General features: G+C 64.5%; 15 protein-coding genes. 8 read left to right on the forward strand and 7 right to left on the reverse strand.

All coding sequences use genetic code 11. The features are described from left to right. Positions 1-67 precede the first annotated feature (67 nt). The 5 genes from ETR14_RS15950 (at position 68) to ETR14_RS15970 (ending at position 5451) form a co-directional block, all read left to right on the forward strand. Positions 68-391 (forward strand): 4-fold beta flower protein, encoded by a 324-nt coding sequence (locus tag ETR14_RS15950; RefSeq protein ID WP_129386146.1) that lies wholly within the window; start codon positions 68-70, stop codon positions 389-391. 96 nt (positions 392-487) lie between these two features. After that, positions 488-1204, forward strand: a complete 717-nt coding sequence (locus ETR14_RS15955; protein ID WP_165356476.1) for a TorF family putative porin — start codon at positions 488-490, stop codon at positions 1202-1204. A gap of 115 nt (positions 1205-1319) precedes the next feature. Beyond that, on the forward strand, positions 1320-1967 hold the full coding sequence (locus ETR14_RS15960; protein ID WP_129386150.1) for a DsbA family oxidoreductase: 648 nt from the start codon (positions 1320-1322) through the stop codon (positions 1965-1967). 212 nt (positions 1968-2179) lie between these two features. Beyond that, complete coding sequence (locus ETR14_RS15965; RefSeq protein WP_129386152.1) at positions 2180-4969, forward strand: TonB-dependent receptor; 2790 nt, start codon at positions 2180-2182, stop codon at positions 4967-4969. 179 nt (positions 4970-5148) lie between these two features. Further along, positions 5149-5451 carry a PspC domain-containing protein gene (locus tag ETR14_RS15970; RefSeq protein WP_129386154.1) on the forward strand — a complete coding sequence of 101 codons (303 nt, stop codon included), beginning with the start codon at positions 5149-5151 and terminating at the stop codon, positions 5449-5451. A 7-nt stretch (positions 5452-5458) separates the two neighbouring features. Here ETR14_RS15970 and ETR14_RS15975 read toward each other — a convergent pair whose 3' ends face one another. After that, complete coding sequence (locus ETR14_RS15975; protein ID WP_129386156.1) at positions 5459-5797, reverse strand: antibiotic biosynthesis monooxygenase; 339 nt, start codon at positions 5795-5797, stop codon at positions 5459-5461. Beyond that, positions 5794-6123, reverse strand: coding sequence for an NIPSNAP family protein (locus tag ETR14_RS15980; protein WP_129386158.1), 330 nt, complete (start codon positions 6121-6123; stop codon positions 5794-5796). Before ETR14_RS15980 ends, ETR14_RS15975 begins: the two co-directional genes overlap by 4 nt. A 114-nt stretch (positions 6124-6237) precedes the next feature. Here ETR14_RS15980 and ETR14_RS15985 point away from each other — a divergent pair, with 114 nt between their 5' ends. Next, positions 6238-6930, forward strand: a complete 693-nt coding sequence (locus ETR14_RS15985) for a helix-turn-helix transcriptional regulator (RefSeq protein WP_129386160.1) — start codon at positions 6238-6240, stop codon at positions 6928-6930. A 198-nt stretch (positions 6931-7128) separates the two neighbouring features. Here the strand turns inward: ETR14_RS15985 and ETR14_RS15990 are convergent, their stop codons facing one another. The 4 genes from ETR14_RS15990 to ETR14_RS16005 form a co-directional block, all read right to left on the reverse strand. Next, positions 7129-7791, reverse strand: a complete 663-nt coding sequence (locus tag ETR14_RS15990; protein ID WP_129386162.1) for a DUF6445 family protein — start codon at positions 7789-7791, stop codon at positions 7129-7131. A gap of 125 nt (positions 7792-7916) precedes the next feature. Continuing rightward, positions 7917-9698: an IlvD/Edd family dehydratase gene (locus ETR14_RS15995; RefSeq protein ID WP_371416818.1), complete on the reverse strand. Its 1782-nt coding sequence runs from the start codon at positions 9696-9698 to the stop codon at positions 7917-7919. Between the two features lie 71 nt (positions 9699-9769). After that, a complete protein-coding gene (locus ETR14_RS16000; RefSeq protein WP_129386166.1) occupies positions 9770-11173 on the reverse strand; it encodes a sugar porter family MFS transporter in 1404 nt (467 codons plus the stop codon). Between the two features lie 95 nt (positions 11174-11268). Continuing rightward, positions 11269-12372: a LacI family DNA-binding transcriptional regulator gene (locus tag ETR14_RS16005; RefSeq protein WP_129391966.1), complete on the reverse strand. Its 1104-nt coding sequence runs from the start codon at positions 12370-12372 to the stop codon at positions 11269-11271. A gap of 181 nt (positions 12373-12553) precedes the next feature. Here ETR14_RS16005 and ETR14_RS16010 point away from each other — a divergent pair, with 181 nt between their 5' ends. After that, positions 12554-14992 (forward strand): glycoside hydrolase family 3 N-terminal domain-containing protein, encoded by a 2439-nt coding sequence (locus ETR14_RS16010; RefSeq protein WP_129386168.1) that lies wholly within the window; start codon positions 12554-12556, stop codon positions 14990-14992. A 55-nt stretch (positions 14993-15047) separates the two neighbouring features. Here the strand turns inward: ETR14_RS16010 and ETR14_RS16015 are convergent, their stop codons facing one another. After that, positions 15048-16751: a glycoside hydrolase family 43 protein gene (locus ETR14_RS16015; RefSeq protein ID WP_243455545.1), complete on the reverse strand. Its 1704-nt coding sequence runs from the start codon at positions 16749-16751 to the stop codon at positions 15048-15050. Between the two features lie 551 nt (positions 16752-17302). On the opposite strand from ETR14_RS16015, the gene ETR14_RS16020 reads away from it, so the two are divergent. Beyond that, entirely contained in the window at positions 17303-20680 is a 3378-nt protein-coding gene (locus ETR14_RS16020; protein WP_129386172.1) for a TonB-dependent receptor, read from the forward strand. Positions 20681-20770: the final 90 nt, after the last annotated feature.

The raw sequence follows: 20770 nt of genomic DNA on the forward strand, positions 1-20770 counted from the left end.
GACGGCTGTCGCGAAAGCCTGCTTTCGATCATTGCGGAGCGGGGCCGCCCGCGCCTACACGGGGCGGATGGCGGACGGCATCTATACCAGCGACGGGCAGCCGCAGGGCTTCAGGCTCAGCGGTTTCATCTACGCGCTCGACGGGACCCCGATCGGCCGTGTCGTGGCGGAGAAAGCCTATCGGCTGGACGGCAGCTATGTCGGCGCCGTGGTCAACAACATGATCGTCGACAAGCCCAACGTATCGCGGCGCAAGGTGCCCGCCGCGGACGCGCCGGAGAAGGAAACCCCGCCGCCCGCGCTGGTGCCGCGCAGGCCGGTGTCCGAAAGCTTCCCGGATTGCTTTGCGATGCTCCTCGACGAAGAAGCGGCGCCCGGCGCGGGGGAGTAGGGCGCCGAGCGCAGGCCGAGAAAAGCCGCAACTGGCCGTATGGAGGTAGCGGGCCCTGCTATAGATCCTGAAAACACATCGAAATGTTCAGGATCCATGCGCAATCCAGTCCGCCTTCGCGTCGCCGCCTGCGCGGCGCTCGCCTCGCTGTCTCCGGCTCACGCCATTGCTGCGGAGAGCGGCAGCGGCATCACGATCAGCGGCGATGCCACTCTGGTGTCCGACTATCGTTTTCGGGGCCTATCGCTGTCGGGCAACGACCCGGCGCTGCAGGGCGGGATCACGATTGCGCATGAAAACGGCTTCTACGCCGGGGTCTGGGGCTCGACGATCGCGGACAGCGCCCTGATGGGCGATATCGAGCTGGATCTCATTGGCGGCTGGACCGGCGAACTGGCGACCGGCACGACAGCCGATCTGTCGGTGACCTATTATCATTATCCCCGCGGCAGGGCCTCGGCCGGGAACAGCGACTATGCCGAAGCCGTCGCCAAGCTCGATCGCACGCTTGGTCCCGTCGAAACTTCGGCCGGAATCGCTTACTCCTGGGAGCAGGCGGCGATCAGCGGCGACAATCTCTACCTGTTCGGCGACGCTTCTGCAGACCTGCCGGGCACACCGCTGACCCTCAACGCGCACGTCGGACGCTCCAGCGGCAGCCTCGCCTTCGAGGATCATTACGTGGACTGGTCTGCCGGCATCGAAACGTCGTTGGGCCCGGTGACGGCAGGTGTGACCTATGTCGACTCCGATCTGGCCCAAGACCTTGGCGGCGGATCCGCGATCGTGCTCTCCTTGGGGATCGGCTTTTAGCGCCCAGGCTGCGATCGGGGTTGATGGCCCGCGGTCCGACGCATTCCGCAGGCTGCTCGGTTGAACTCGCCTCGCAATTCGGGGAAGCGGGCGCTGTCACGTCGGAGGAACGTCCATGCCCAAGACCCTGATCATCGATTTCGTCTCGGACGTGGTCTGCCCCTGGTGCGTGATCGGCATGCGCGGACTGGAGGAGGCGTTGCGACGGCTGGAGGGCGAAGTCGCGGCCGAAATTCGCTTCCACCCGTTCGAGCTCAACCCGGACATGCCGCCCGAAGGCGAGAACATCGTCGCGCATATCGGCCGCAAATACGGCTCCACGCCGGAGCAATCGGCAGCGAATCGAATCGCGATCCGCGACCGGGCGGCTAATGTCGGCTTCACCATCGCGATTTCGGACGAAAGCCGGATCTACAACACGTTCGACGCGCATCGTCTGCTTCATTGGGCAGGGTATGACGGCCGCCAGCAAGCGCTCGAACATGCCTTGTTCGAAGCTTACTTCACCAACGGCCGCAATCCCGGCGATCACGAAGTCCTGGTCGATGCGGCGCGCGCGGCCGGCCTCGATCCGGCAGCGGCAGCGGAGGTGCTCGGCTCCGGCCGCTACGGCCCGGACGTTCGTGCCGCCGAGAAGCTTTGGCAGTCGCGCGGCATCTCGGCGGTGCCGGCGGTGATCATCAATGGGTGCTACCTGATCTCGGGCGGGCAGCCGGCCGATGCGTTCGAAGGCGCGCTTCGCACCATCGCTGCCGAAAGCTGACGCGCGCCCATTGTCGCGAAGTCTTCGTGTATTCGTAACGGTGGTGCAACACTCCCGCAGCGCTGCTGACACGACCCCCGGCTAGGACGCGTGAACGTTCACCGGCGGCTCCATCAAGGGCCGTTGTTGGATGGGCTTCGGCTCGATCGACGCGGTGCGGCAGCGATGCCGCCGCACCGCAGCGCGAACGGGTGATCTCCAGGGGGAATGACATGACACGTACGACGCTCGCCACCCGGCTGCTTGCCGGCTGCGCCCTGTTCGGCTTCGCTGCGGCCGCCGCCGCCCAGGCGACGGATGCTGCCGCAGGTCCGGACGATGGCGCGGGCGGCGCCGGCGAAGAGGCCGAGATCGTCATCACCGGCTCGTTCGCCGAGAGCCTCAACGACGCGCTGCGGATCAAGCGCCGGGCCGACAGCATCGCCGACGCGGTCTCTGCCGCCGACATCGGCGATTTCCCGTCTGTCAACGTCGCCGAGGCGCTGCAACGGCTGCCCGGCGTCTCGATTTCCCGAGAGGCCGGCGAGGGCCAGTTCGTCTCCGTCCGCGGCCTCGGCCCCAATTTCTCGAACGTGACGCTGAACGGTGCGCCGATCGCGTATAACGAGAATATCCGCAATTCGGATCAGAGCGGCCGCCAGTTCCAGTTCCGGGTCATTCCGGCCGACCTCATCTCCGGGATCGTCGTCACCAAGGCGCCGACGGCGGACATCATCGATGGCGGCATCGGCGGCGCTGTCGATATCCGCATCGCCAGCCCGCTCGACACGGCGAGCTTCGTCAGCGCAAGAGCGTTCGGGCATTATGAGCAAAGGACCGAGGAGCTCACGCCGAACGGCTCGCTGTCGGCCGGCTGGCGTAACGACGCACGCACGCTCGGCGTGATCGGCGGCATCTCCTACCAGACCCGCAAGGTTCAGTTCGAGCGCTTCCAGCATTTCGGCTATACCGATCGGGTGATTGCGGGGCAGACGGTCAGCGTCCCCAACGATGTCGTGACCACCCTGGAACGCGAGGATCGCCGGCGCTTGAGCGCGATGGGCGGCGTCGAATGGGCTCCCATTCCCGCGTTGCGGCTCAAGGCGGAAGCGCTCTACTCCAACTTCAACAACGAGATCATGGAGGATCGGGTCAGCTTCGAATGGGGTACCCGTGCCGATTTCGCGAGCAAGCTCGTCCCCGGCAGCGCCGTGATCAAGGACGGCGTTCTCTATGGCGGCGAGCTTCGCGGCGGCCGGATCAATCGCAACGCCGAATTCTCCGAACAGACCCACGAGAATCTATTCCTGCAGGCGAGCGCCACCTACGATGCGAGCGGGTGGCGGATCGCGCCGTCGTTCAGCTATTCGCGGGCGGACAGCGGTCTCGATCTGCCGCTGCAGCGGATCGACGGGCGTACCGCCGACAATCAGCCCGGTCTCGTCTACAGCCTGGTCTATGGTGACGATCCGGTCGGCAATCGGCGGATCGGACGGGTTCAGACCAACCTCGATCTGACCCAGGCGAATGCGGCGCCCTTCTATCGCTACCGCATCCGTCCGACCAATTCGCTCGACGACGACAAGACGGCCTTGGTCGACATCAGCCGAACGTTCGAGGCCGATCTCGGCGGGTTCGTGCTGTCGAAGATCAGCGTCGGCGGGCAATATACCGATCGCAGCCGCGACTATCAGCGGCGCGATCGCACCGTGTCGCTGCGCCCGGGGGCGAGCGTCGACGGATCGTTCGTCGATCAGCTGGTCCCTTCGAACGTGTTCAATCAGATGATCGACGATTTCTACGGCCGGTGGGTGAGCTACGATCGTGACGCGTTCAAGGACGCCTTCATCGTCCCCGGCGAATATGACGGCACCGATCCCCAGTCGGACGATCTCGTCGCCAATGGCCAGGATCTCCAGCAATCCTATGCGATCGGCGAGAAGATCAAGGCGGGCTATGTCCGCGCCGATTTCGCTGCCGATGCGATCGGCCTGCGCGGCAATGCGGGCCTGCGCTACGTCACCACCAGCACCGAGGTCGACGGCACCATCCTCAGGGCGGGAACGGGGCCGAACGGCGCGGCGACGACGATCATCGAGCCGGCCCGGTTCGAGGGCAAGTATGACGAGTGGCTGCCGAGCCTGAACCTCAACTTCGATCTCACCCGCAATCTCGTGCTGCGTCTCGCCGCGTCGCGCTCCCTCACCCGGCCGTCGCTTGCCGATCTGCGCACGGCAACGGTGCCCAACAGCTCGGTGATTTCCGACGTTTACGACCGCGGCCAGGCGGCGATCGACGAACGGCCGGCATCGGCGCTGAACGGCGTTGGCGGCAATCCCGATCTCAAACCCTATACCGCGCTCAACTTCGACGCCTCGCTGGAATATTATTTCGATGGCTTCGGCGGCCTCTCGGTCGCGCTGTTCCACAAGGACATCAAGAACTTCATCGGGTCGATCGGACGGACGGAGCAGGTCGTGCTCAACACCCGCACCGGCCAGACCGTGACTGCCGACTTCCTGATCACCCGGCCGCAGAATATCGGCGACGCCAAGGTCAGCGGCATCGAGATCGGCGCTGCGGTCGAGATCGCTTATGGCTTCGGCATCGCCGGCAGCGCGACGTTCACCGACAGCGAAGCGAAGATCGAGACTCCGGCAGGCCTCATCAAGGCGCAGTTGCAGGGCGTGTCGGATACCAGCTTCTCGATCAGCCCGTTCTTCAAGCTTGGACCGGTCGAGGCCAATTTCAGCTACACGTGGCGATCCGATTTCAGCACCAACGGCAATATCTCGCCCGGCAGCAACGCCGTCACCAACCCGCTCGACGCGATCGTGCAGGATGGCTCGGGCACGCTCGACATGAGTGCCAAGGTCAAGATCAATCCGGCGCTCGAGATCTTCGTCGAGGGCACCAACGTGCTCGACGAGCGGCAAGCCGCCTATCAGGGCACCGAGGCTCGGCCGTACCAGATCCACGAATATGGGCGCAGCTTCAACTTCGGCGTGCGCGCCAGCTTCTGAGGCAAGCGCGTGAATCGGTGGGTTTCGCCAAATATTGGCGCGATGCGCTGATCGGGTCTGTGCGCCTGACGGGTTCGGGTTCGCTAAGTGGCTGAATACACTAGGCGGCAGGAATTTGGCACGGCTCGTGCTGAGGGGTTGGTGTCGCAATCGACGCCAATCTCAGCACGGAGCCTGTCATGTCCGCCGACCATCAGAACGTCGCTTTCCGCAACCACACCATTCTCGGCGTCTGCGAGGCGATCGGCGAGGATCTCGGCTTTCCTCCCGTCCTGCTGCGCATCGCCTTTGCGGCGGCGCTCTACTTCAGCCCCATCGGGGTGGTCGCGGCTTATTTCGGACTTGGGCTGGTCGTCATGATCTCTCGCTTTGCTGTTCCCGAAGGCGAGCGGATGTGGCCTTTCAACCGCAAGACCCGGGTTGAGACCGGCCAGCCGCAGATCGAGGCCGAAGCCGAGCAGCCGATGGCGATCGCCGCCTGAAGGGTCTTCAGCCATGCACCGCCCGGCTATCGGGCGGTGCCTCGTTTCGATCGTGCATGCCGTAATCGCGGACGACCGCGGCGATGCGCAGACGGTAGTCGCGAAACACGCCGGCACGTCCCTTCGCCTGCACCGTCCGATGAACAAGGCCGTTCCGCCACCCGGCAACGGCGGCCTCGTCCCGCCAGAAGGAGAGGGAGAGCAGCTTGCCCGGGTCCGAGAGGCTCTCGAAACGCTCGATCGTAAGAAAGCCGTCCATCCCGTCGAGCTCGGCGCGGAGTGACCCGGCGAGATCGAGATAGGTCTCCGCGTCGTCGGGCCAGACCTCGAACAGCACCGCAATCATGGCCTTACCAAAGGCGCATGCGGGCCTGAGACGAGGCGCAGGAAGATTCGATCCTCGCGCCGGATGAAGCGCTCGCGCCGGCTGAACGCATAATTCTCCCTGCCGATCGGATCGTCTCTCAGTCGGGCGCGATACGCTTCGTAGGCGGCCAGGCTGTCGATCGTGTAGAGCCCGTAAGCGGTGGTCGCCGAGCCTTCGTGCGGCCCGAAATAGCCGATCAGATCGGCGCCGCAGCGGGGGATCGCCTGTCCCCAATTGCGCGCATATTGGTCGAACGCGTCGAGCTTGTGCGGATCGAGCTCGTAGCGGATGAAGCAGGTGATCATCGGAGGTCCTCCTTGGCCCGCTCGATCTAGGCCGCAGAGGAGGGGGAACGGTTCGGCCGAAGCCGAAGCATCGAGGTCGATGAACCGGGCAGCTTGGCACGGGAAGGAGAAAGGATGTCGAGCATCGGATCGCTTGCCCAGATCGCCTCGCTGATCGGGGAGCCGGCGCGCACGGCGATCCTGGTATCGCTGATGGACGGTCGCGCGCTCACCGCGGGTGAGCTTGCCGAGGCGGCGGGCGTGACCGCGGCCACCGCGAGCGGCCATCTCGGCAGATTGCTGGAAGGCGGGCTGCTGGCGCTCGAGCGGCAGGGCCGACACCGTTACTATCGCCTCGCCAGCCCCGCAGTGGCGGCGACGCTCGAAGGGATGATGGCGCTCGACACGGCGCTTCGGAACGAAGCGCCGTCGAAGCGGATCGCCACCGGGCCCAAGGATCGCGCGCTCCGGCGCGCGCGCCGCTGCTACGACCATCTCGCCGGCGAAGTCGCCGTCGCGATTGCCGATGCGATGGCGGAGCGCGGACAACTCGATCTCAGCGGCGACGGGGCTGCCTTGACCGAAGCCGGAAGGACGTTCCTCGGCACGCTCGACATTGCGGTGGGGGCTCGCCGCGGCGGTGCGACCTTCTGCCGTCCGTGCCTCGATTGGAGCGAGCGGCGGCCGCATATCGCCGGTGCCGTCGGCGCCGCACTCTATCGCGGCTTCGTCGACAAGGGTTGGATGCGACAGGCCGCCGACAGTCGCGCAGTCGCGATCATGCCGCCCGGACGGCTGGCGCTCGAGCGGCATTTCGGGATCGTCTGAACGTGCCGCTCAACCGGCGGCAAAGCCACCCCGGAACTCGTCGTTCGCCGGCGCCTGGTAGCGGGGCGCGACATCGCGGCGCGAGAGGTGCGGGGCAAGCGCGAGGCGGGCACGCTGCATCCAGCATATTAGAGCCTGATCACCTCAGGTTGGGAGCGTCTAGCTCCGACCTGAGGTGATCAAGATGCAGACCATGCTTTAGGCGATGAACGCGAAACGCTGGGTCAGGCGCGGCGCTTGGAATCTCTCGTCACCCTTGATCCAGTCGCCCTCGATCTCCGCCGAATGCGGTATGAAGCCGGGATAGATGACCAGCCTGTTGAACGCAGCCTCGATCCGTCCGCGCAGCTGATATTCGGCGGTGCTGCCGCTGAAATAGCCCCGACCACCGTCCGGTTCCCCGGCCGTCTGTTCGAAAAACAAGGTGCCGCCGCGGGGCGCCCGGCTGAGGTAGACGAGACCGAAGACGGCGACGGGATCGGTATGAGGCTTGCGCTGTTGCGGCGACAAGGCGTCGGGATGGACGTCGACGACCGCGAAATCCGTGTGCAGATCATCGAAGGCGGCAATGCGCGCACCGTCCTTGCGGATGGGCACGCGGGAAAGGTACTCGCCATTTGCCAGTTCCAACACCTTCCGACGAACCTCCCTGAGTGCGCCGTCTTCGGCAGGCACCGGGGCGACCCTGCCGGGATAGAAGAACGGAGCCTTCTCGAACGGAAGGCGCAGGGCCGCTTCGCGAACGTCGTCGGGGCGTGCATAGAAATCATCGACGAAGAGGACCGGTATCCCCGCACCGATCTTCTCGTACCGCACGTTCAGACGCGAAGAGATCTGGTACGGCGAATCTCGAAGCAACATCCGTAGCCATATGCAACCAGCACAACCCGGCTGCAATGGCTTGGCAGCAGATGTTCAATCCGTTTTGACGAAAGACATCCTATAAGCTCCCGCTGCAACGGATTTCTGGCGCAGCGCTCGGCCCCTCAATGATTGTGGCGCGGCACCTTGGCGGAGGTCTGGCGGTATTTGGTTGCGAACTCGAGCACGCCGCCTTCGCCCAATTGCCCGGTCTTCTCCCGGTAGATCTCTTCCCACGGCGTATTGCTCGCCGGCGTCGCGGGGATGCCTTCGCCTCTGCGCCGGTCAATCTCGCCCGGATCGATCAGTGCGTCGCAGCGGCCGCTGTTCAGATCGATGCGGATCGTGTCGCCGGTGCGAAGCCAGGCGAGACCGCCGCCGACGGCGCTCTCGGGCGAGGCGTTGAGGATCGAGGGGCTGTCCGAGGTGCCGGACTGACGCCCGTCGCCAAGCGTCGGCAGGCTGGTGATGCCGCGCTGGAGCAGCGCATCGGGCGGCTGCATGTTGACGACTTCGGCGGATCCGGGCCAGCCCTGCGGTCCCGAGCCGCGGATGACGAGGATGCAATGCTCGTCGATTTCGAGGGCAGCATCGTTGATCCGGTGGTGATAATCGTCGGATCCGTCGAAGACGATCGCCCGCGCTTCGAACACGCCCTCCCGGCCCGGCTCGGCTAGGTAGCGGGTGCGGAATTCCTCGGAGATCACGCTCGTCTTCATGATCGCGAAATCGAACAGATTGCCCTTGAGGACGAGGAAGCCGGCGCGCTCCTTCAGCGGCTGGTCATAGGGGTAGATCACATCGCGGTCCCTGGCTTCGCGCCCTTGCAGGTTCTCCGCCATCGTCCTGCCGGTGACGCTGCGCTGGCTGCCGTCGAGCTTGCCGGCGTTGAGCAGCTCCCACATCACCGCCGGGACGCCGCCGGCGCGGTGGAAGCGCTCGGACAGATATTTGCCGGCCGGCTGCATGTTGACGAGGAGGGGGAGATCGTAGCCATGCTCCATCCAGTCCTCGTGCGTGATCTCGACTCCCGCGTGGCGCGCCATCGCGACGATATGCGGCTGGGCATTGCTGGACCCGCCGATCGCAGTGGTGACCCGAATCGCGTTCAGGAACGATTCGCGCGTCAGGATATCCGACGGACGCAAATCCTCGAACGCAAGCTCGACCGCGCGGCGGCCGGTCTCGTAGGCCATCTGGCCGCGCTCGCGATAAGGCGCCGGTATCGCGGCGTTGCCGGGCAGGGACATGCCCAGGGCCTCGGAAATTGCGTTCATCGTCGAGGCGGTGCCCATCGTGTTGCAATGGCCCGCGGAGGGCGCGCTGTCGGCGGCGCGGCGAAGGAATTCCTCCTCGTCGATCTTGCCCGCGCCGAGCAGGCGGCGGGAGCGCCAGATCACGGTGCCGGAGCCGACCAGCTCGTTCTCGTGCCAGCCGTCGAGCATCGGCCCGCCATTGAGGGTAATCGCCGGAATGTCGACGGTGGATGCCGCCATGATGCCGGCCGGCGTCGTCTTGTCGCAGCCGGTGGTGATGACGACGGCGTCGATCGGATAGCCGTTCAGGATCTCGACCAAGGTCATGTAGGAAAGGTTGCGGTCGAGCGCCGCCGTAGGACGGCGGCAATTCTCAAAGATCGGGTGCATCGGGAATTCCATCGGAATCCCGCCGGCATCGCGGATGCCGGCACGAATGCGGTCGGCGAGCTCGAGATGGATGCGGTTGCACGGCGCGATGTCGGAGCCCGACTGGGCGATGCCGATGATCGGCTTGCCGCCGCGCAATTCGGCCGGGGTGATCCCGTAGTTCATGAAGCGTTCGAGATAGAGTGCGGTCATGTCGCTCCGCCCCGGCGCGTCGAACCATTCGCGGGAGCGAAACGGGCGGGCGGGCGTGCGGGTCATGATCGTCTCCGGTAAGGCAAGGGGCGCAACCGCCAAACGGCTGCGCCCCCGGTAAGTGTTCGACAAAAGAGCGTTCAGCCCTGCATCTGCTCCAGTTCCTTGCCCTTCGTCTCGTGGATGAATTTCTTGACGAGGAAGAAACTGATCAGCGCGGCGCAGGCGTAGAAGGTGTAGGCGCCGGCAAGGCTCCACTCCGACATGCGCGGGAAGGTCTGTGCGATGAGGTAATTGGCGAACCACTGCGCGAAACCGCAGACTGCGAGTGCAGAGCCGCGGATCTGGTTCGGGAACATCTCGCCCAGCATCACCCACATGATCGGGCCCCAGCTGACGTTGAAGAAGATCACGTAGAGATTGGCGGCGATCAGCGCGAGAGTGCCGAGGTTGCTCGACAGCTGGAGCTTGCCGCCGGCATCCAGCGTGCCGTTCGCGAATGCGTAGACGAGCGCGAACAGGGTCACCGCCATGCCGGCCGAGCCGATCAGCAGCAGCGGCTTGCGGCCGATCTTGTCGACCAGCGCGATGGTGACGAAGCAGGCGGCGATCGAGACTGCGCCCGACACGATGTTGATCTGCAGCGACTGGTCTTCGGTGAAGCCGGCGAGCTGCCACAGCGTCGCACCGTAATAGAAGATCACGTTAATGCCGACGAGCTGCTGGAAGACGGCGAGCAGCAGGCCGGCCCAGACGATCGGCCGGATGCCGCCGCCCGGCGCTATCAGATCGCTGAGGCGGGGGCGGTGATCGACGCTGAAGCTGGCGCGGATTTCTTCGAGCTTGGCATCCGCGACCTCAGCGCCGAACAGTGACGTCAGCACGGTCCGGGCCTGCTCATGGCGCCCCTTGGACACCAGAAAGCGCGGGCTTTCCGGGATAAAGAGGAGAGCGATCAGGAAAATGGCGGCCGGAATTGCCTGCATCAGGTACATCCAGCGCCAGGCTTCGATCCCGCCCCAGAAGGGCGCGGTCGATTCACCCGCCGAGGCGGCGAGGAAGTAGTTGACCACGAAGGCTGCGGTGAGACCGGTGATGATCATGATCTGCTGCACGGTCGTCATTCGGCCCCGGATGCTCGCCGGAGCGACTTCGGAGATGTAGGCTGGCGAGAGCACGCTCGCCGCGCCGACAGCCATGCCGCCGAAGATTCGGGCGACGACGAACAGCCATTGAACGTGGGAGAAGCCCTGAACGAGAGCGCCGATCAGGAACACGATGGCGGCGAGCATCATGACGTTGCGCCGGCCGAGCCGGTCGGCGAGCCAGCCCGCCAGGAACGCACCGATGAAGCAGCCGATCAGCAGCGAACCCACGGTGAAGCCAAGCCCGTCCTTCGATAGATTGAACGCTTGCGTCAGGCCCTCCTGGGTCCCGTTCACGGCCCCGCTGTCATAGCCGAACAACAATCCGCCGATCGTCGCCACCGCGACGATCGCGCCGATGAAGCCCATGTTCGCCCGGGCCGGGCTTGCTTCGGTCATGAAAGATCCTCCCTCTCCCCGGATAACCCGGGTGTGTCTGCGGCGATGTTAGCGTTAACGGACGCGGTCTGAACAGGGGGTATTTTGCATGCCCGTCAGGCAGGCTGAACCGCCGGCGAGCGCGCCTTTCTGCTCTTATTCGGGACGACGATCGCGGCAGCAGTCGATTCCCGGACGATCATCTCATGTTCGAGGACGATCTCGTTGGTGTCGCAGCGCCCGCCCGCCCGCCGTGCGCGAATATCGGCGAGCAGCATGTCGAGCGCGGCTTCCGCCATCGCCGAGATCGGCTGGCGCACGGTGGTGAGCTCCGGCCACACTGTGGTCGCGAGCGAGGTGTCGTCGAAGCCGACGACGCTCAGGTCTTCCGGCACGATCATGTGGCGGCGGTGCGCGACGCTGATCGTCGCCGCCGCCATGTCGTCATTGGAGGCGAAGATCGCAGTCGGCGGGTGGGGATCGGCGAGCAGGCGTTCGGCGGCGGCGAGGCCGGAACGGTAGGTGAAATAACCCTGCTCGACGGCGGCCACTTCCGACGGCTTGAGGCCATGCTCGACGATCGCGGCAAGGAACCCGCGTTCGCGATCGTGGCTGGCGATGTGGTTGGGATGACCCTTGATGAAGCCGAACCGGCGATGGCCGAGATCGAGCAGATGCTTGGTCATCTCCTTGGCCGCGCCGAAATCGTCGATGCGCACGTTGGGGTTCTCATGGTCGGCGCTGCCCATCGCCACGGTGACGACCGGGATTCCCATCTCACGGAGCGCATCCATGATCGCCACGGATTCCGAAAGAGGCGGGGGCAGGATGACGCCCTCGACCTCGCTGGTCACAAAGCGCCGGGTGACATCGGCCTGTTCGCCGCCATTTTCCGATTCGCAGCTTTCGATCACCAGGTGGCAACCCGCCCTCCGCGCGGCTTCGAGCGCGCCGATCAGGAACTGGCTGAGATAGGCGGCGGAAGGGTTGGCGTAGAGCAGGCCGATATGGGTCGCCTCCCCCGCCGCGAGGTTCCGCGCCGCGCTATTGGGGGAGTAATTCAGGGTCTTGACGGCCTCGAGCACAGAGACGCGGGTGCTCTCGCGCACGTTCTTGCCGCCGTTGATCACGCGCGAGACGGTCATCGCCGAAACGCCCGCGGCGCGCGCGACGTCCTCGATCGTGACGGTGCCTCGGCTTCTTCGGCTCGGCCTGCTCATCCGTATCCCCCTACATTCGACGCGGAGCCTATGGTGACAGCGGAGCGCTTGTAAATGGTCTCGCCTGTCCGGACCGCGCGTGTTGACCGCCGGGAAGCGTCGTGCCAAGTCTTTGGTAGCGCTAACACAAAAGGCTGGCCGCACCCGCGGAACGGCATGGCCGCAGGAGAGGAATCCAGAAATGACCGCCACGCTCTCGACCCCGCGCACTGCCGCGCGGGTGCTTGCTTTGGGGCTGCTGGCCGCCACCGCGACAATCTCCGTGTCCGGAGCATGGGCGCAGACCGCGCGCCGCACGGCTTCCGAGAAGATGCTCTACAAGGAGGCCTCGCAGCCGGTCGAGCGGAGGGTGGAGGATTTGCTCCAGCGCATGAGCCTGGAGGAAAAGGTGGCGCAGATGCTCTCGATCTGGGAGCATAAGGACAAGATCCAGACTCCGCGCGGCGATTTCTCGCCCGCGCTCGCCTCCAGGAATTTCCCGAACGGGCTTGGTCAGATTTCCCGACCTTCCGACCGTCGCGGGGTCAAGGCCGAGAACGCGCCGGGCAGCAACGGCGCGGCCGGAGCTGCCGCCGGTGTCGTCAATCGGACCGCCGGCGAGGCCGCGGACTATGCCAATGCCGCGCAGCGCTGGGCGGTCGAGAAGACTCGCCTCGGCATTCCGCTGCTGATGCACGAGGAGGCTCTGCACGGTTATGTCGCGCGCGGTGCGACCAGCTTTCCGCAGTCGATCGGCCTCGCCAGCACCTGGGATCCGGCCCTGGTCGAGCGGGTCTTTTCCGTCGCATCGCGCGAAATGCGGGCGGCTGGCGCCAATCTGGCGCTGGCACCGGTGGTCGACGTCGCCCGCGATCCGCGCTGGGGGCGGATCGAGGAAACCTATGGCGAGGATCCGTACCTCGTCGGCACCATCGGCCTCGCGGCGATCAGGGGCTATCAGGGCACCAGCCTGCCGCTTGCGCGGGACAAGGTCTTCGTCACGCTCAAGCACCTGACCGGACATGGCCAGCCGGAGAACGGCACCAATGTCGGCCCGGCCGACATCTCCGAGCGCAATCTGCGCACCAACTTCTTCCCGCCGTTCGAGCGTGCGGTGAAGGAACTGCCGGTGATGTCGGTGATGGCCTCGTATAACGAGATCGACGGCATCCCATCGCACAGCAACAAGTGGCTGCTGACGGACGTGCTGCGCGGCGAGTGGGGCTTCAAGGGCGCCGTGATCAGCGATTACTTCGCCATTCGCGAACTCATCACCCGTCACAAGATGACCGATGATCCGACGGTCGCCGCCGAGATGGCAGTGAAAGCCGGAGTCGATGCCGAAACGCCCGACGGCGAAGCCTATGTTCACCTCCCGGAACTGGTCCGCAAGGGGGTGGTTCCGCAGGCGCTGATCGATGATTCGGTGCGCCGGATCCTCACCATGAAGTTTCAGGCGGGTCTGTTCGAGAACCCCTATGTCGATGTTGCAGCCGCCGATGCACGCACCGCCACACCCGACGCCGTGGCGCTCGCGCGCGAAGCGGCGCGCAAGGCGATGGTGCTGCTCAAGAACGACAAGCAGGTGCTGCCGCTCGACGCAAGCGCGTTGAAGCGCGTGGCCGTGCTCGGCACCCATGCGCGCGACACGCCGATCGGCGGCTATTCGGACGTGCCGCGCCATGTCGTCAGCGTACTTGAGGGCATCCAGAAGGAAGGGCAAGGCAAGTTCCAGGTCGATTATGCGGAAGGCGTGCGAATCACCCGCAGCCGATCCTGGTCGGCCGGTCCGGTCGATCTCGTGCCGCCGGAGGAGAATCGAAAGCTGATCGCCGAAGCGGTCGAAATGGCGAAGAAGGCCGACGTCGTCGTGATGGTGCTCGGCGACAACGAGCAGACCAGCCGTGAGGCCTGGGCCGATGCCCATCTCGGCGACCGCGCGTCGCTCGACCTGATCGGCCAGCAGGAGGAACTGGCCAGGGCGATCTTCGCCCTCGGCAAGCCGACGGTCGTGCTGCTGCTCAACGGGCGTCCGCTCTCGGTCAACTATCTCGCCGAACAGGCGCCGGCGCTGATCGAAGGCTGGTACCTGGGGCAGGAGACCGGCAATGCGGTCGCGGACGTGCTGTTCGGTCGCGCCAATCCGGGTGGCAAGCTGCCGGTGTCGATCGCCCGCAACGTCGGCCAGCTGCCGGTCTACTACAATCACAAGCCGACGGCGCGGCGCGGCTATCTGTTCGATCAGACCAGCCCGCTTTATCCGTTCGGCTATGGTCTCAGCTACACCAGCTTCGCGATCTCGGCGCCCCGTCTGGCGGACGCGAAAGTGAAGATGGGCCGGAATGTCCGGGTCAGCGTCGACGTGACCAATAGCGGCCGTCGCGCCGGGGACGAGGTCGTCCAGCTCTACGTCCGCGACGACGAGGCCTCCGTCACTCGCCCGGTCAAGGAACTGAAGCGGTTCGAGCGCGTGACGCTGAAGCCCGGGGAGCGGCGAACGGTGACGTTCGACCTCACGCCGGACGATTTCGCCTTCTGGAACCGCGAGATGAAGAAGGTGGTCGAGCCAGGCACGTTCACCATCTCGGCCGGTCCCAATTCGGTGGACTTGAAGAGCGCCACGCTGAGCGTGATCGACTGAGCGCTGCCTTCAGGCTCCCATCGCTGGCGGCTTTTCGTCATCAGACGGGAATCCGTCAGCGGTTGGGAGGCGAGGACCCTCGATACGCGTGGAGACCGAAGAAGCTCCCGACGAAACCGCCGGCGATACGAGTGCTGAGGATCTTTCCGTCCTCGCCTTGCCGCAAAGCCTGCCAGGCGCCGTCGCGCGTCGCGTAGAAGAAGTCGTAGCTTCCGCCGCGCGCCCGAATGCGCAGGGAGACCGGCGCCTCGGCATTCCCCGGCAGTGGGGCCGCTGCGATTTCGACGCCGCCGGCCGGATCGGAGGGGCCGGCACGGCGCTCGAGCTTGACGATGCGGTGGCCGTCTCGCTGCGACACCGACAGGAAGAACCAATATTCGTCATTCTGCAGGGCGACCAGGCCCGCTTCATCGCCCTCGCCGTGCGGTGCGAAGCGGACGCTCGTAGACGCCGTTGCGTTCAGATGCTGCTGGCGCCGGCCCAGCAGCGAGGGATTGCCGAAGTCGCCGAGGGATACCGCCCGCGGCTGTAGCGAGAGACGGCCGTTGGCGAGGGCGTACCAGCGTTGGCGCGGGTTGCGCATCATTAGCCAGGTGGGCGGAAGGGCCGTACCGTCGAAATCTTCCCGCACCGAGAACGCCCCGTTGGTCGGCACCGGCGCCGACGCGCCGATAGGCAGATCGGGACGGGGGTGGGTGAGGGGGATCGGCGCGCCCGGCGCGGTGATCCGAGGCCAGCCATTCTGCCAGCTGACCGGCAGCAGGAACGTCTCGCGGCCGGTATTGTAGAAATCGCCCTGATAGGGGCGCACGGCCAGGAACGTCGCCCACCATTCGCCGGTCTGTGTTTCGACGAAGTCCGCATGTCCCGCCGAGGTGATCGGGTTCGGACGATCCGCGGGGAGGTCGCGCTGCGTGAGGATCGGATTGCCGGCGTACGGCTCGTACGGGCCGGTTACCGAACGGCTGCGAAGCACGACCTGGGAATGATTGACCTCGGTCCCGCCTTCGGCAGCGGTCAGGTAATAGAAGCCGTCCTTGCGAAATATGTGCGGACCTTCGATCCAGACGGGCTTTCGTGCAAGGTCGACTCCGCCGTTGACGAGTAGGGTGCGGGGACCGAACGTCCTGCGCGCGACCGGATCGAAGCGCTGGATCCAGAGCGCGCGGTGGCCTTCGTACAGGGGCGCGCCGACCGGCGGCCCATTGTTAACGATCCAGGCGCTGCCGTCGTCATCGAAGAACAGCGACGGGTCGATGCCGCCCTCAAGATCCCGAAGCCAAATCGGATCCGACCATGGCCCGGCCGGATCGCCGGCGGTAATCACGAAATTGCCGCCGCAATCGACACAGGTGTTGACGATGTAGAAGGTGTCGGCGTGATTCGAGATGTCCGGCGCGAACACGCCTCGCGACATGCCGAGGGTGCCGAAATCGAGCTGCTCGGGGCGATCGATGGCATTGCCGATCTGTGTCCAGCGCACGAGATCGCGGCTGTGGAAGATCGGAATGCCCGGGAACCACGAGAAGGTCGAACCGACGAGGTAATAATCGTCACCGACGCGGGTGGTGCTCGGATCGGGATAGAAGCCCTGCAGGATCGGGTTGCGATAGCGGTCCGCCGTCACCAGCGATGCCGCATCCTGCGGATCGTTGCCTTCATAAAGGAACCAGTCGAACTCCGCTGCGCCGGTCGGCGCGGAAACGGCGGCCGGGCGGGGAGAGCCGACACACCCGCCAAGGAGCAGCAGACATGCCAAACTCCAAAACACTCCCCGCACACGCATCTCCCCGTCCAGCCATCAGTCATGTCCTTAGGTGCTTGGGTGCCTCGCAGCAAATGAGGCGCGCCCGGAGAAAGGACCCGGCCTTGCTCGCCGCGGACGCGATCACAGCCCCAAGATCATGGCCACGAGCGGTTCATCCGCGGTGCCAGGCCTTGGAACCGCTTCCAACTTTCTTGCCGAAAATTGGACTGTGATGGGCTTGCAACATATTTGACGCATTCCGTTTGTTTATTGCGCGGCCCTGTCCGAAGCCATTGACCGGCCGCCGAAATCCCGCTTACACAGCTGTCAAGTTCGAGTGATACGAACGGCCGAGGATGCGATTTCAGGGGGCAATGTTCGGGCGGGATCGACCGTGACTGGCGGTCGGGCGATACGCGCTGAACCTTAGTTTCCTCCCTTTGTTAGCGCTACCAATGCCGACGGACATCGGGCGATTGGCTCGTCGTAACGGCCGCGTGGAGACGGCGGTGCGGCGGCCCCCCTGGCGACATCCTGTCGCGGGGGTGTTGGGGAGGTGATGAATGAACGTTTCTTCGGATAATCTGTCCGTCCAGGCGCGCCTTTTGAAGGGCAGCGCCTCCAGTCTCGCGCTCGGCCTGGCGATGCTGTTCGCCCCGTCTGCCGCTTGGGCGCAGGATCAGGCGGCTGCCGACCAGGAATCGACGTCGGTCAGTGCCGACACCGATCCGACTGGTGCCGTCAATTCGGGTGAGGCCGCCGCGGACGACGATGCCATCATCGTCACCGGCACGCGCCGCGCGCTGGGCACGTCGCAGAACATCAAGCGCAATGCGGACACTCTGGTCGATTCGATCACCGCCACCGACATCGGCTCGTTCCCAGACAAGTCGGTCGCCGAAGCGCTGCAGCGCGTGCCCGGCATCACCGTCAATCGCTTTGCCGCGACCAGCGACACCGCCCACTTCTCCGCCGAGCCTTCGGGCGTGATCGTGCGCGGCCTTCCGCAGGTCCGGTCCGAGTTCAACGGCCGCGACACGTTCAGCGCCAATTCCTCGCGCGGTCTCAGCTGGGGTGACATCACGCCGGAGCTGATGGCGGGCGTCGACACCTACAAGAACCAGACGGCCGAGATGATCGAGGGCGGCATCGCCGGCTCGATCAACCTGCGCACCCGTGTCCCGTTCGATGCGCAGGGGCAGCTGTTCCAGTTCGGCGCGAATCTCAACTACAACGATCTCGCCGATGCGATTACGCCCGACGCCAACGTCTTCTACTCGAACCGCTGGATGACCGGCATCGGCGAGTTCGGCATCATGGCGAACATCGCCTATTCGAAGATTCGGACTGCGTCGCAGGGTATCCAGTACGGCCGCACCGCAATCATCGACAATGCCAATGCCGCTGACCTGCTTGGCACCGGAGCACCGACCACTGCGTACATTCCGGCCTCGATCAACTTCCTCGACAACGAATATCGCCGCGAGCGCAACGGCTATGCCTTCGCGGCGCAATGGCGCGATGTCGACAACAAGTTCCTGGTTACGGCGCAGTTCAACCGCTCCGTGTACAAGAACGATTGGCAGGAACGTTCGTTCGGTTCGTTCGGAATTGGGCCGGATCTCTACGGCCTCAACATCAGAACGCGGGTCAGCCCGACCAATCTCAAAGATCGGATCCCGGTACCGTCGGGCACAACGCCCGCATTCACCTTCGACGAGGACGGCTTCTTCCAGAGCGGAACGATCGCTCGTCAGGGCCAAACCATGTGGTGGGGCAATCCGGGTGCAAATCCGGGCTACGGCGTCAATGAGGCCGGTCAGCCGATGTTCAACGCCTGTTACGAATGGGGCAATTCGCCAGGCTGTACACGCGATTCCTTCGGACGTCCCCTCTACGGCATCGACGTAGGTACCGGCAGCCGCATCAATCAGAACCGCAACATGACTCAGGATGCGGGCCTGAACATCAAATGGGAGGCGAGCGATCGCCTGCGCTTCAACTTCGACGGTCAATATGTCGATTCGACCGTCGACAATTACGACGTCGGTGTTGAATACCATTCCTTCGCGGACGTCGGTCTCGACGCGAGCGGCAAATATCCGCGGATCACGGCGCTCAACCCGCCGAGCAATATCAACCAGTCGCCTGGTGGTCTTTCCAATCCGAGCAACTGGTATCTCCGCAGCATCAACGATCACCTCGAGGAGAGCGAAGGCCATCAATGGGCATTCCGCGGTGACGCGGAATATGATTTCAACACCGACTGGCTCGAATCGATCAAGGTCGGCGGCCGTTATGCCAAGCGCGATCAAACGGTCCGTTGGAGCACCTACAATTGGGCCAATGTCGCCAACACCTGGACGGACACCGGCGGGCCGAACCCCTATTGGAACGCCAACAGCTACGCACCGTCGGGAAGCTTCAACGGCTATCCGACCGGCCTGATCGAAGTCTCGCCCTTTGGCGAGTCGTTCTTCGGCGGCAACCTCGGCGCGTTCCCGTTCGTTCCGTTCAACGCGCTCAAGAATCGCGATGCCGACAAGTTCAATCGTGACCTGATCGGCGTCGGCGAATACCGTCCGATTTGCGAGCGCCTGAACGAGATGCCGGACAGCTGCTTCGTCGACAACGAAATCGCCGATGTCTCGGAAGAGGTAAAATCGATTTATGCCATGCTCCGCTTCGGCGGCGAGAATGCCACCGTCGCAGGGCTGCGCGTGTCGGGTAACCTCGGTCTTCGCTACGTCGAGACAAAGAACGAAAGCACCGGATTCCTCCGATACCCCGAATACGATTACAATCGACTGGAGTGCGATGGCATTCCGCCTAAGGATCCGGTCACAGGCGAGGTTGACAAGACTAAACCCGTCGACCCCGCGCACTGCCTCTTGTCTCCGGCAGACCGGTCGTTCATCAACGGAGGTGGCGAGGAGAACACGGCGAAGGCGACCCATCATCATTGGTTGCCGAGCTTCAACTTGCGAATTGACCTCAGCGACCAGTGGCTCGTTCGGTTCGCGGCGTCGCGGGCGCTGTCTCGCCCCGATATCGGGTTCCTGAAGAATTTCGTTTCGGTTACGGCCGGCCTTCCATCCGAATCGCAGACTAGCGATCCACGCTGGATCAAGAACGCGGCCGGGGAAATCACCGGGGTAAATCCGTCCTACGAGGCGGAAGCCTATAATCCCCTGCTGAAGCCGACTACTGCTTGGCAGTTCGATGTTAGCATCGAGAACTACTTTGCGGCCGTCGGCTCGTTCTCGGCAGCTGCCTTCTACAAGACGTTCTCCAATTACATCCAATACGGTACGTTCGTGCAGACGATCACCCGTGGCGATGTGACGCGCGACGTGTTCGTCCGAGGCCCGTCAAATGGTGCAGGTGCGAAGATCTATGGTTTCGAGGTTGCCTATCAGCGCTTCTTCGACTTCCTGCCCGAGCCGCTGAACGGACTCGGCATCCAGACCAACTACACTTACGTCAAGAATAGCGGTGTTCCGAACAGCGCGCTGACGCCGGTCGGCAGCACCGGCGGTGCTCAGACGAATGCGGGCAATGCCGGCACGGCGCTCGAGCCGGGTTCGCTCGAGGGATTGTCGAAGCACTCGTTCAACGTCGTCGGCATGTACGAGAAGGGCAAGCTGGCCACCCGTGTCGCCTACAATTGGCGTTCGAAATATCTTGTCACCGTCGTCGACTGTTGCGTGTACCTTCCGGTGTGGCAGCAATCAGCCGGCTATCTGGACGCCTCGATCCGCTACGGCATCACGGAGAATGTCGAGCTCAGTCTGCAAGGCAGCAACCTCTTGAACACCAAGTCAGTCCTGAGGACCCAGGTCGCCGACTCGGAGAGTCCCGAGGGGAAGAATGTCCTCGTGCCGAACGGCTGGTTCCAGAACGACCGCCGCTTCACGGCCGGCGTCCGCGTCCGCTTCTAAGCTTCGCAGGGGGAGGAGAGGGAGGCGTTGCCCGAAAGGCGACGTCTCCCTTTTCGTTTGCGGCGGCCCTGGGTTTTGGCCGACTTGCCA

It is taken from the genome of Sphingosinicella sp. BN140058 (assembly GCF_004135585.1).
Classification (GTDB): Bacteria; Pseudomonadota; Alphaproteobacteria; order Sphingomonadales; family Sphingomonadaceae; genus Allosphingosinicella.